This is a genomic window from Providencia rustigianii (assembly GCF_900637755.1).
Classification (GTDB): domain Bacteria; phylum Pseudomonadota; class Gammaproteobacteria; order Enterobacterales; family Enterobacteriaceae; genus Providencia; species Providencia rustigianii.
On sequence record NZ_LR134396.1, the window covers coordinates 1,599,274 to 1,612,860 of the forward strand.

10 protein-coding genes are annotated in these 13,587 nt (G+C 39.2%); 8 read left to right on the forward strand and 2 right to left on the reverse strand.

From position 1 onward, the window contains the following. Positions 1–343: 343 nt before the first annotated feature. Positions 344–1,816: a dipeptide/tripeptide permease DtpA gene (gene dtpA, locus EL244_RS07330; RefSeq protein WP_126459900.1), complete on the forward strand. Its 1,473-nt coding sequence runs from the start codon at positions 344–346 to the stop codon at positions 1,814–1,816. A gap of 63 nt (positions 1,817–1,879) precedes the next feature. On the opposite strand, the gene glpX is transcribed toward dtpA, so the two are convergent. Both glpX and EL244_RS07340 read right to left on the reverse strand, forming a co-directional pair. Further along, positions 1,880–2,857 (reverse strand): class II fructose-bisphosphatase, encoded by a 978-nt coding sequence (glpX, locus tag EL244_RS07335; protein ID WP_172459983.1) that lies wholly within the window; start codon positions 2,855–2,857, stop codon positions 1,880–1,882. Between the two features lie 156 nt (positions 2,858–3,013). Further along, complete coding sequence (locus EL244_RS07340) at positions 3,014–3,937, reverse strand: AEC family transporter (RefSeq protein WP_006813345.1); 924 nt, start codon at positions 3,935–3,937, stop codon at positions 3,014–3,016. Positions 3,938–4,607: 670 nt separating this feature from the next. Here EL244_RS07340 and EL244_RS07345 point away from each other — a divergent pair. The 7 genes from EL244_RS07345 (at position 4,608) to pepT (ending at position 13,437) form a co-directional block, all read left to right on the forward strand. After that, on the forward strand, positions 4,608–7,355 hold the full coding sequence (locus tag EL244_RS07345; protein WP_126459903.1) for a DUF2339 domain-containing protein: 2,748 nt from the start codon (positions 4,608–4,610) through the stop codon (positions 7,353–7,355). After that, positions 7,352–8,833 (forward strand): DUF3999 family protein, encoded by a 1,482-nt coding sequence (locus EL244_RS07350; protein WP_126459906.1) that lies wholly within the window; start codon positions 7,352–7,354, stop codon positions 8,831–8,833. The genes EL244_RS07345 and EL244_RS07350 overlap by 4 nt, the downstream gene beginning before the upstream one ends. Before the next feature lie 173 nt (positions 8,834–9,006). Beyond that, on the forward strand, positions 9,007–9,279 hold the full coding sequence (locus EL244_RS07355) for a hypothetical protein (protein ID WP_006813341.1): 273 nt from the start codon (positions 9,007–9,009) through the stop codon (positions 9,277–9,279). Between the two features lie 17 nt (positions 9,280–9,296). After that, a complete protein-coding gene (locus tag EL244_RS07360) occupies positions 9,297–9,713 on the forward strand; it encodes a GFA family protein (RefSeq protein WP_006813340.1) in 417 nt (138 codons plus the stop codon). A 216-nt stretch (positions 9,714–9,929) separates the two neighbouring features. Continuing rightward, positions 9,930–10,337, forward strand: a complete 408-nt coding sequence (gene psiE, locus EL244_RS07365; protein WP_172459984.1) for a phosphate-starvation-inducible protein PsiE — start codon at positions 9,930–9,932, stop codon at positions 10,335–10,337. Positions 10,338–10,634: 297 nt separating this feature from the next. Further along, positions 10,635–12,188: an AbgT family transporter gene (locus EL244_RS07370; RefSeq protein ID WP_006813338.1), complete on the forward strand. Its 1,554-nt coding sequence runs from the start codon at positions 10,635–10,637 to the stop codon at positions 12,186–12,188. Positions 12,189–12,204: 16 nt separating this feature from the next. Then, entirely contained in the window at positions 12,205–13,437 is a 1,233-nt protein-coding gene (gene pepT, locus EL244_RS07375; protein WP_126459909.1) for a peptidase T, read from the forward strand. Positions 13,438–13,587 lie beyond the last annotated feature (150 nt).

Below are 13,587 nucleotides of genomic sequence, written 5' to 3' on the forward strand. Positions count from 1 at the left end.
CACGATGAGTAAGTATTAATTCAGTAATTAATACTAGCATATTATATAGTTTTGGTGCATAAATGGTGTATATGGCATAATTGGTTGTTCTATTTAATCGGCATATATTTGTGATAATGTTGAATAAATAATCAAATGTGCTTTAACTCATTGAATTTTATCTGCACGATTCATAAACAATATTTACACACAGTTTTGTTTGCTTTGAGGTCAGGGATTGATACTCCTCCAACCGAGATTGAATCTTTTAAGGCTTAAATTCTTGAGACAATAACAATGCGAGGGCGCAGATAGCGCTCCGTGGTTTTTTTTGCATATGTACAGGTTGTACTAGAGGTAACTTGTGTCCACAACAAACAACAATAAAGAGGAAGTCAGTCTTAACGCGTTTAAGCAACCTCGTTCATTCTATCTAATCTTTTCTATCGAACTCTGGGAACGTTTTGGTTACTACGGTCTTCAGGGGATACTCCCAATCTACCTTAGCCAAGTGCTTGGAATGTCAGAAGCGGAATCAATCACGCTATTTGCTGCATTCTCTGCATTGGTCTATGGGTTTGTTGCCATTGGGGGTTGGTTAGGAGATAAAGTTCTTGGAACCAAACGAGCCATTGTCCTTGGGACACTCGTTCTGATTGTTGGTTATGCGTTTGTTGCCTACTCTGGGCATGACGTTTCCATGGTGTATCTTGGTTTAGCAACAATTGCCGTGGGTAACGGTCTATTTAAAGCTAACCCATCCTCCTTGTTGTCTACCTGTTATGACAAAGATGACCCTCGTTTGGACGGTGCATTTACCATGTACTATATGTCCGTTAACATCGGCTCATTCTTCTCAATGTTGGCAACACCATGGTTAGCAAAACACTACGGCTGGGATGTGGCATTCTCCCTCAGCGTTGTGGGCTTAATCATTACACTTGTTAACTTTTACATGTGTAAAAGATGGGTTTCGGATCACGGTTCTAAACCTGACTTTGAGCCGGTTGTGTTGTCTAAATTATTCGCGACGATTATTGGTGTTGTTGCACTGGTCGTCATCTCTAACTGGTTACTCCATAACTTAGGCATTGCTCGTGCGGTATTAGGCTTAGTTTCGGTCGGTATCTTAGTTATCTTTGTCAAAGAGATGCTCGCATTAAAAGGGATTGCTCGTCGTCGTATGGTTGTAGCGCTTATCTTAATGCTTGAAGCGATTGTCTTCTTTGTTCTGTATAGCCAGATGCCAACGTCTCTGAACTTCTTTGCTCTACATAACGTTGAGCATGAAGTGTTAGGCTTCGCCATCGAACCTGCGCAGTATCAAGCGTTGAACCCATTATGGATTATGATTGGTAGCCCAATTTTGGCTGCAGTCTATAATAAAATGGGCGATAATTTACCAATGCCGCATAAGTTTGCCATTGGTATGTTGTTGTGTTCAGCGGCATTCCTCGTATTGCCAATTGGTGCTAAATTTGCCAACGAAGCCGGTATTGTTTCTGTTGAATGGCTGATTATCTGCTATGGCTTCCAAAGTATTGGTGAACTGATGATTTCAGGCTTAGGTCTGGCGATGGTGGCTCAGCTAGTGCCACAACGTCTGATGGGCTTCATCATGGGTGCATGGTTCTTAACTAACTCTGCCGCAGCGTTTATCGCGGGTTACGTTGCTTCACTGGCGGCGGTTCCTGAAGGGGTTATTACGAGCAAAGCAGAATCACTGGCTGTGTACAGCGATGTGTTTATGAAGATTGGTTTGGTGACAGGGGCTATCGCAATTGTGATGGTACTGACTGCTCCACTCTTAAATCGTATGACGTTAGAACATAAATAGTTCTGAAAGAGTGATAAAAAAGGGCGATAGAAATATCGCCCTTTTTGTTTTTATGTGAATCAGTTATTTAAAATATCGATTATTAATGATTTTCATTGAGCGGTTATTACCATTGACCAGAATGGTACTGGCACTGCAACTGTGGGGATCATTAGAAATCCCATTCATCAACACGCTTGGTGTGATAGCAGTAGCAGAGAAAATCACATCCGAGGTACTTACCATTGAATCGAGCGTTAAGATCTCACCAATCTCAATACCCATCTGTTGGCAACGAATGGCTTCCTGAGCAGCTAATAGCTGATTCTGTTTAGTATCATCCTTGGCTTTATTACGTGGCACTAAGCGCGCTTGCATATCGCCTCCTAATGCCCGTGCAATCGCTGCACTGATAATGCCTTCAGGTGCGCCACCCGTGCCGTACATCATATCGATGGAATGCTCAGGTAAGATAGTGAGTAACGAAGCCAGCACATCGCCATCAGGGATGGTAATGACGTTAGCGCCAAAATTTCGGATAATTTTGATAATATGCTGGTGGCGAGGTTTATCTAATATTGCCACATTTAACATCGAAATCGGTTTATCTAGTGCAGCAGAGAGAAATTCTAAGTTCTTTTCGATGGGGTTTTTAAGATGAACAGCACCTTTAGCTGCGGGGCCAACAACCATTTTCTCCATATACATATCAGGTGCTTGTAACAGCGTTCCTGTTGGAGCAGCAGCAAGGACCGCAATAGCATTGTGTTCATTGCAAGCGACCATTCGAGTCCCATCAATTGGGTCTACAGCAATATCTAAATGATGCTCACTACTTTGTTTACCCACTTGTTCACCGATATACAGCATCGGTGCTTCATCGATCTCACCTTCACCAATCACAATTTTCCCATGGAAATCAATTTGATTGAGTCGGTTTCTCATTGCTTCAACAGCGGCATTATCCGCCGCATTTTTATCTTGTTTCCCAACCCATTCAAAAGCGGCAATTGCCGCAACTTCGGTGACAGACGCGATAGCGGATGCTAATTCATCGCTGATTTTCATTGTTTATTTTATTCCTACAAATCTAAAAAAAGAGATAACTGTACTTATGATACTTTTATTGTGATTGACATAGCAAATGATTGGCGAGGAAAACAGCGATGAGAATTGAGAATAACGAGGAAAGGGTAGGATTTCTCCCACCCTTAAGAGTTACAGCATTTCGACGATAGTAATACCGCCAATGATGGAGATTAAAGCGGCTATGGTACTTAAGAGTACTGTCGCTGCGGAGGTTTCAGTATACGCTTTATTACTGATTGCGAGGGCTGGGACAGCGGTTGCTGTCGGTAGAACTCCAATAATAAAGGCCGCTTTTAGTAAATCACGTTCTAAACCTAGAGCAAGACCGGTTCCTAGAATTAAGGCAGCCTGCACAAAGTTTTTTACAAAAACGTTAAAGATAATTTCTTTACTGATGGTGAGTTTAATACCAGAAAGTAATAAACCGAGGAAGAATAGGGCAACACCACCCGCAGTTTTACCTAGCTCATTCACTGAGTTTTGTAGAATTTCTGGTAACTTGACGCCACAAATCGCGAGTACAGCACCTAAAACTGGTAAGAAAACTAACGGCTGTGCAACGGCTTTACCCACAGATTTTAGGATCCCATTTCCTTTAGATGTGCCGCTGATCATCAGTAATGTAAACGGAATAATCACAACGGTATAAATTAAGTTACCCAGTACCATGGCAATAAGACCGGATGAGCCTACCGTTGCAAGTAAAACTGGTGGCCCACAGTACGCCATATCCGGAAATGACACGGATAATGCTTGCATCGCAGCATCAGTTTTATTGTGACGGAAAAAAACTTTACCGACAAAGAAACCAATAACATAAGAGGCAATTAGACCGACCGCTAAGGCTAGTAGATAGTCTACGTTTAAGAGAACCGATGGCGGTGCTTGTACAGCCGCAAGGAATAAGGCGAAGGGTAACGCAATTTTGACAACAAAATCGGCGAAAGCCTGGGAGTATTCCCGTTTAACAAAACCATATTTCCCCGATAACCACCCGACAGCAAGACCTAAAATGATGGGGCTGAGGGCTTCTAAAATAATGTGTAGTAGCATTTTCTCTCCTTTCTACGATTATTCTTCGTACAGCTACGTCATTGGTTTTTCCTAGCTACAATTCGAATAATTTAGGGCTAACTGTAATAAATTAACGCTCTGACATATAACTTATTTAGAACCAAATAATATCTAAAACAAGTCGATAAAAGATAATAGCGATTTGTTAAGTAGGGTAATAGTTGGTTTAAATATATAAATAACATAACTACGTAAAAATACATCTATTATCTGTATATTTAGATAGATATTAAAATAACTATCGAAAATAGAATGTCGAAAAAATAAAATAATTTGCTATTATTATTAGTTGTAAGTTTTAGATGCTCTTTAAATGATTATTAAGTATTATCCGAGTTACTTTGGATTATCAAACTCGTATTATGAGTATTGATAAATAAGCTATTGATGCATTTTGAGGTTTATGTGGGAATAACTCGCAAGGGGAGTTATTTTGTAACATATTGTTACCTACTGTTGGCAAGTGAGATATTCGTCTCTACACTAGGGCTCATTGATATTTTATGGATTATTTTTTGCATTGATTGATTGGTTATTACCTCAAATTGTTGCAACGATGACGTCTATTTCGGCGTTTAATTTATCACCTAAAATCGACTTTCAACATATTTTGGGTTGCTAACATTGGGTTCAAGAAGGAAACCTATTTGTGGATACATGGATACTCGTAGGGCTCATCTTAATCATCTTGGTTATTTTAGCGCCAATACTTGCGATGATTGCTATGAATCGCACTACCAAAATGCAGTACCAAATTGATCGGTTAAATCAAAAAATTATTATTTTAGAAAATCAAGTTTCCCAAGAAAATCTATCTTCACTCGCTCAATCAAAAATTCAGTCTGAATCCCATAAACTGACCCCCAATATTGAACCACAATCTAGTGCGATTGTTATACCGAGTGAAATCCAAGAAATTCGCCCTCAACCTATCGCTGCAATAACGACTCAATCGCCTGTCATGGTGATACCAACATCGGCGAGTATAAAAGCCACTCAAAATGTCAATCCTAATCGTTTCGATAAATCCGCTGAGAATCAAGACGCATCGGATAATAAATCCCTATTCTCACATTTTTTCACGTGGTTAGTGAACGGAAACCCATTGGCGAAAATTGGCATTTTACTGCTGTTTTTGGGGGTGGCCTATCTACTGAGTTACAGTGTACAAAATGACATTATTTCCCCAGAATTAAGACTGGTCATGAGTGCGGTAGGGTGTTTAGTCCTATTAGGTATAGGTTGGTGGGTACGTACTAAAAAAGCCTTATTTGGTTTGATATTACAAGGTGGAGCAATCGGCTGTTTATATATTACGATATTCGCGGCCTTTAAATTATATACGATGATCCCCTATGGTTTTGCTTTTGTCGCCATGTTGGTTATCTGCGCTGCAAGCATTGCCTTGGCATTATTACAACGCACGATAAGTTTGGCTATTTTAGCCTCTCTTGGCGGATATTTAGCCCCAATTCTGCTCTCTACTGGTGGGGGCAGTCATATTATTTTATTCTCATACTATTTAATGTTGTCGACCGGTATTTTAATTATTAGTGGTTGGCAGGCATGGCGGCCTCTCAATTTAGTTGGAATGTTCATGACATACGGGGTTGCCGTATTATGGGGATTAGATAACTACATTGATGACTATTATCTCTCTTGCCAAATCTTTATTATTGCCAATTTAATTATCTTTAATTTGCTGACTCAACTGTTTGCATTACGTTTTGACCATAGTAAACAATTGGTGGTGGATAATACGCTATTATTTTTCCCTCCATTGATGAGTATTGGGATGCAGTTCTTTATCTCTGATGGGCTCGGATTTATACCTGCCTTTATCGCTCTATTTCTTGGGTTGCTATATTTACTTGTGGGGTTACGTCTTCATAAACGTTATCAAGCATCAGGTAAAAATATGGCATTGGCAAATATGGTGATTGGAACTGGTTTTGTGACGGCGGCCATTCCCCTTGCTTTATCCTTTACGTGGACCTCTATCATATGGTCAGTAGAGGGATTATTACTGCTGTGGTTTGCCTTACGACAAGGGCATCAAAAAATGGCGCTTGGGGCATCCTTACTTATCATCGTGAGTGCGGTGATGGTGTTAAGTGATTATCCTTATTTTTATTGGGATGACAGTCACATCTATATGATGCCAGGCCTGATTGCTGCTTGTATTTGCGCGGGAGGGTTATTCCATCTGCGTCGCCAAGAAGAAAACTATTTCAGTATGATGAGTTACGGGCTATTGGTTTTAGGTTTACTCATTTGGTTTATTTGGGTTCCTGAACTTTCCACTCTATTATCATGGAATAGCGAAACAGAAAGCCTGATCATTCTGGCGTTAGTGCTAATATCATCATGGTGTTGGCGTTTATTTGCATTACGTATTAATTGGACTCCGCTATTACTCTGCCAATTTTTCTTGTGGATTGTTGCCTATTATTATCTCAGTATTGATTTCTATTTTGATATTAACCCGATGGGACGTGGTGAAGGTTCACTGATTTGGCCTGTAATTTTAGGTAGTTCAATCCTCTCTGTTTTATACGCCTATAAAATTCGAAATTTATTAATTCAGCGTATGACTCATATTGCTAACTTATGGTTGATTATTATTTTTGGTCTTACACAGGTGAACTGGTTTGTGGTGATCTTGCCGTGGGGTATGAGCGAATTAGGCTATTTCATCTATATTATGGCGATAACATTATTAGTGTTGGTGCTGTATTGGCTGCAAAACCATAAATTTGCGCCAATGCGCCGCCATGGTGCGCTGTATTGGTATAGTCTATTACCATTAATGGCCGGCCTGACAGCGCTTTCGTGTTGGTCGAACGTGGAAGATGGGAAATTGACTTACTGGAGTTATATCCCATTAATTAACCCGTTAGATGAAGCTGGTTTATTTAGTATCGCTACGATCCTTTTAATGCGTAAAGGGTTGATGGAAAAAATCAAAAAGGTGACAGCAATAAACTCGATAATTACTCAGGGGTTATTGTTCGTGATTATTGGATTGTCTGTGATTTGGTACAACGGCATTATTCTTCGAGCGACGGCAGATTTTGCTGATTTAATGTGGAATCGTTATGTCTTGTATGATTCACGATTAATTCAAACAGTATTATCGATTAGCTGGGCTGCGGCTGCATTAGTTTGTATGGTGATTGCTGCACTGCAAAAAAGTCGTGCTTGGTGGGTCGCTGGTGCGGTGATATTCGCTTGTGTTATTGCAAAACTGTTCCTTATTGATATCTATGGGCAGGATGGTATTTCCAGAGCCGTTTCGTTTATTGCCGTTGCAGTACTCATATTAGTGGTTGGTTATTTCTCACCGTTTCCACCAAAAGATAAAACAAAAATTGTAGAAAAGGAAACTCAAGCATGAAAGCCAAAAAAATAATTAAACTTGGCGGACTGTTGGCGATTTTCTCCTTTATGTTGCCATTATCCCATGGAAGTTATGCGAATGAATCTAAAGAAATAACGCCTTACGACTTTTATCAAGGAATAGAGTTAAGTCCACCGAATAGGAATAGCGCATTTTATTGGTTGGAGTTACCCGCTAATGCTTATATGCAATCAGCCTATCCAGATACTCTGCAAGATGTTCGTGTATTTAATGGAACGGGAGATGAAGTTCCATCGGCGCTATTTTTCGATACGAATAAGTCACAGGCAACATCGACGGTTAATTTTACTTCCCAACGCTTAGTCACTCGTGCCGATAATGTGAATTCTCAAGAGGATGATCGTTCAGACAGCCAATATATATTGGTGGAATCAGTACCAGGAAAAGTGAATCGTATTGAATTACCCAATATGCAAAGAAAGGATAAAACTACCTACCAAGCCTATTTGTTATCTCGCGAGCAGCAATCCAAAGAAGGTTTGTTAACCAGTTTAAATTTAGCCTGGGCTAATAGCCAACAAGATTGGCAGGCGAAAATTTTCGTGTATGCCAGTTCAGATAAAAAAGAGTGGATGAATATTGCGGCTAATCAGCCTGTAATGAGTTTGAAATTAGATTCAGGGGTAGTTTCAAGTAATACGATCGAGTTATTGAGAGGAACTCCGACTGAATTGGCAACACCGTATTTAATGTTGGTGATAGTGAGTCCGCAGGATACCGAGATCCCCGATCTAAAAACAGTCTCAGGCTTTGAGAATGTGGCTACGTCATTCCATCGTCAGGAATCATTTTTATTTGAGGTTACGAATGATGGAAATTCAAGGGAGCAGGTCATTTATCGTCTACCTATGCCTCAGCCTATTTCTGAACTAAGCATTAAATTACAGCAATCAAATCGTGTGATCCCATTGAAAATTGAATATATTTCAAGCAGCAATGATGAGTGGAAGCCATTGAAAAATATAATGGTATTCAACCAAATTACGGATGGTGAAAGGGCAAGTAATCCTAACTTAATGATTGATAATAAAATAATTAAGGGATTAAGAATTACGGCATTAAAAGGCAGTTGGGATGAGCTACCACCAACTATTTATGGTATGCGGGATGCTATAAACTTGGTGGTAAACATGCAAGGTGCTGAACCATTCTTACTTGTTTGGGGAAATAAACAAGTTCCTTTAGATAAAGCCAATTATACCCAATTAATAGGCCATGCTTATAATGTTGAAGAGGTAATGTCTCGCTATCCTGAAATAACCACAGAAGGTAAATTACTGACATTAGGTGGTGTTGAGAAAAGAACCCAGACGGAAATGGTTCAAGATAACTTTAATTGGATGGTGATTGCTCTGTGGGCTCTGCTATTTATGGGAATTGTCGGGCTGCTTTATCTTTGCTGGTATTTGTTCAAACAAGTGAATTCATCAAATGGAACGAATTCTGAAAGATAAATAAGTGATGTAAAAAGGAGCATTCGCTCCTTTTTATTGACCAAATTATAGAGTGTATAGATTTGGTGGCTCTCATCATTCACCTTTACTAATCCTATAAAACACTTACTTTTCCTCTGTATTATTTGACAGCTAATTGCGTTAAAACATTAGGAGAGCATGAGGAGAAGATAATGAAAAAATGCCTATTTACCCCTTTCTTTATAGCGATTGCATTACTGACGAGTGCCTCGGTTTTTGCACAATCAGCGGATACGACCTTAGTTGCTGATTTTGATGGCGCGAATAGCAGCTATTACGAATTATCTCTGGATCGCATCATTCATAATGATGATGCGGATCTTGAATCTCGACGTGAGAACCATGAAGTAAGTCGTCAAGAGCTTAGTGAAATTACTAACGACAAGCGTTTTACAGGTCGTCAATTTAACTTTTATAAACGATAAATTATAAGGGTAAGGCTATGTGCGAAGGACAATGTTTATGCGGTTCCGTTAAATTACTGATTGATAAACCTATTGAAAAAATTCATGTTTGCCACTGTGGTATGTGTCAGACATGGAATGGTGGCCCCGGAATGACCGTAGAGTGTGGAGATAATCTGAATATCGAAGGTGAAGAGTTTGTCAGGTATTTTGCTTCTTCTGAATGGGCGGAGAGGGCATTTTGTCAACAGTGTGGTACCCATTTGTTTTATCATTTGCATACTCCATCGCTGTATTACGCCTCTGCGGCACTATTCAGTGAAAGTAATCATGCTCAGATGGGAACACAGATCTATATTGACTGTAAACCTAACTACTATAATTTTGTTGAAAAGACAATAATGCTTACTGAGCAAGATGTATTAAGCCTATTTAATAATAATTCAACGAGTTAACTGGTTGGCAGGTATTATATCTGCTATTTATCTTAAGTTAATTTAAACCTTCATTTGTAATGTCAGTGTCGTAAAATTCAATTATAATTAATCTATTCGATTTTAATCTGTTTATTCCCCTCTGGGTTTTTTATATTCCCACTAAGTTAAATAAACAATATAACTTAGAGTTTTTAAACGCAGAGAGAGTAATTTGAGGAACAATTAATGAATAGTATGAAGGGTATGAAGCATGCGAGTAATATTGCTTGGGTACTTCAATGGGTTCTTAATATCGGTTTGATCGCTTTAGCGGCAGTATTGGTTTTCTTTTTAGCCAAAGAAACATTCACAATGGCCTCCTTGATGTTTGGGAGTACCCAAGAAGCTAAAGCGTATGAATTGTTAGAAGCTATTGTGATTTACTTTCTGTATTTTGAGTTCATTGCATTGATAATTAAGTATTTTATGTCAGGTTTCCATTTTCCACTACGCTATTTTATCTATATTGGAATAACCGCGATTATCCGCTTAATCATTGTTGACCATAGTGATCCAATGACGACACTCCTGCATGCGGGGGCAATCTTAGTTCTAGTGGTCGCACTTTATATTTCCAATACTGAGAAACTTAAACGCGAATAATACACTTCAAATTAATTTATCGGTCGCGTCAAGGATAATAATAATCATTCTTCTTGACGCGATTTGGAAATAAATAAAATCACTACCTAAGTAATATAATCCGATTGTAAATCGAGATTAAAATAAAATTAAAGATAAATTATTTCAGATGAAAACCAATAATATAAGTATTGCTGAAAGGGAATGTTTAGTAGTTCTTATTCTGCTGAAATAAAGTCAGAAAGTGTTTTACTTTTCTAAATGGGTTATTTACTGTGATAATGTTTCTATTCTAATAACATAAGTAACTTGCAAACTATGACAACGAAAACACTACCTAGGAAAAAAGGGTTTTTAAATCGTGTTGAGCGCATCGGCAATGCTATGCCGGATGTAACAATGCTATTTGTTTACGCCCTAGTAATATGTTGGTTTTTATCTTATCTACTTTCATTTGTAGATTTTAGTTATTACCATCCTATCTCTAAAGAAAAAATCGCAGTTGTGAATATGTTTCAATATGAGGAAATCATATTATTTGTGACAACCGCGGTTAAAAATTTTATCAGTTTCCCACCTCTAGGGATAACCATTGTCGCAACGCTGGGCATTGGTATTGCAGAAAGCAGTGGATTTATTAACACTGCGCTGAAAAAAATGCTGTCTTTCATTTCACCAAAGATGCTGACGCCAACTGTCGTCTTTGTTGGGATTGTTTCCCACGTAGCTTCTGATTCTGCTTATGTCATCTTAATGCCAGTTGCAGCAATGATGTTCTACGCAAGTGGACGTCATCCTTTAGCTGGGATTGCGGCAGCATTTGCAGGTTTAGCGGGTGGATTTACAGCAAGCTATACGCCATCAATCATCGACCCCATCATGCAAAGTTTTACACAAGATGCGGCACAGATGCTAGCACCGGGATATAGCGTTAATGTGCTGTGTAACTATTTTTTCAGTCTTGGTGGTACTTTTGGTGTTATTTTTACTTGCTGGTTTATTACTGAAAAAATCGTAGAGCCGTGGTTAAATAAAAATGCACCAATTACACAGTCTGACGTAGATATCGATGCTGAGCAGGATTTAGGTAAAATTACGCCTCAAGAACACCGTGCGTTTCGTGTTGCAGGGTTGTTTGTGATAGGACTTGCTATTGGTTTATTTGCACTATTATGGCCAGAAAACTCGCCATTAAGAGGCCCCGATGGTAGCTTAACGAGCCCAAAAGCGCCAATAATGCAAATCATCGTGCCGTTACTGTTTATTTTCTTCGCATTACCCGGCATTGTGTATGGTTATATGACGAAGTCCTTCACCTCAACCAAAGATGTGGTTAAGGCGATGGAAAACATCACTAAATCTTTGATTCCATTTATTGTATTTGCTTTCTTTGCAGCTCAATTCCTGTATTCGTTTCAACACTCTAACTTAGGAACATTATTAGCATTATCAGGTGCGGAGTTATTACGTACCTTAGATATGCCATCAGGAATGACCGTATTTGGCGTGATTTTGTTGACCGCAGTGTTAAATATCATGATCACCTCAGCGACGTCTAAATGGGCGATTATGGCGCCAGTCTTGGTTCCAATGTTAATGGCAGTGGGTATTTCACCAGAATTAACTCAAGCAGCATTCCGTGTGAGCGATTCCGCGATGAACGTGAGTACCCCAATGTTCCCATTTTATCCGCTGATCTTAATGTATTGCCAAAAATATTATAAAAATGCGGGTATCGGTACATTGTGCTCAATGATGATCCCATTCACTATAGGGTTATTAATCACCTTAACAGCAACTTTATATCTGTTCTGGGCATTCGATATTCCAATTGGTTTTGATAGCGGTTATACATGGCAGCCTGCGCCATAAGTAAAAGGTATGTGAAATGAACGAATTAGGTAAACAGCTAGAAGAACGTTTTTATCGCTATGTGGCGATTGAAAGTCAAAGTGATGCATCAAGCTCGGTTGTACCAAGTACAGAAGGGCAGCGTGAGTTGGCACATTTACTTGCTAAAGAGTTAGAAAGCTATGGCTTGAAAGATGTGTATGTAGATGAGCATGCCATTTTGTATGCTATGCGTCCCGGAAATAAACCGAAAGCACCGAAAATCGGTTTTGTGGCTCACTTAGATACGGTGGATGTAGGTTTATCTCCGGTGATTAAACCACAAACATTGAAGTATGAAGGTAAAGATCTGTGCCTGAATACTCAGGAAGATGTGTGGTTTAAAACGGCAGAGCACCCAGAAGCGACGGCTTATATCGGTGAAAATATCATTTTCAGTGATGGGACCAGTGTTCTTGGTGCTGATGACAAAGCGGCAATCACTGTAGTCATGGAGCTGATGAACAAGCTACAAAATGCAGATTTTGATTGTGGTGATATCTATGTGGCATTTGTACCAGATGAAGAAATCGGTCTTCGTGGTTCGAAAATCATGGATCTATCGCGCTTTAAAGTGGATTTTGCCTATACGATCGACTGTTGTGCATTAGGTGAAGTAGTATTTGAAACCTTTAACGCCGCTTCTATTGAGGTGGAAATTAAAGGGATCACCGCGCACCCAATGTCGGCGAAAAATGTATTATTGAATCCAATCCGTGTTGCTCATGATTTTATTGGTTGTTTCGACCGCTTTGATACACCAGAACACACTGAACATCGTGAAGGTTATTTCTACATCACAGACTTGGCTGCAAACCCAAATGAAGCAAAAATCAAAATGGCGATCCGTGATTTTGACCGCCCAAGTTTTGAAGCTCGTAAACGCTTTATTGCTGAGAGTATTGAACTGATTAGAACACGCCATCCGCGAGCAAAAATCGAGTTCAAAGTTGATGATGTCTATAGCAATATTAGCGACTCTATTGGTGAAGACCGTACGGCGGTAGATATTATTCTAGAAGCACTAAAAATTCATAACATTGAGCCAAATATTATTCCAATGCGCGGGGGTACCGACGGTTCTGCACTGTCTGCTCGTGGGATCGTGACACCTAATTATTTTACGGGTGCACATAATTTCCATTCCCGTTTTGAATTTTTACCGATGACATCATTTGAGAAAAGTTATTTAGTTACTGAAACTATTTGCCGATTAGTCGGACAAAAATAGCCGTATTTTAGTGATGTACTGTGACGTAGCCGCTAAAAAGCGGCTATTTTTTTATTTATTGAATTATTCTAGCGATTAATAATTAAATTTGAATTATAACTGGAGGAATAAGTTGTTATTTTAATTTTAAAAGAAGATATAACTTATTGA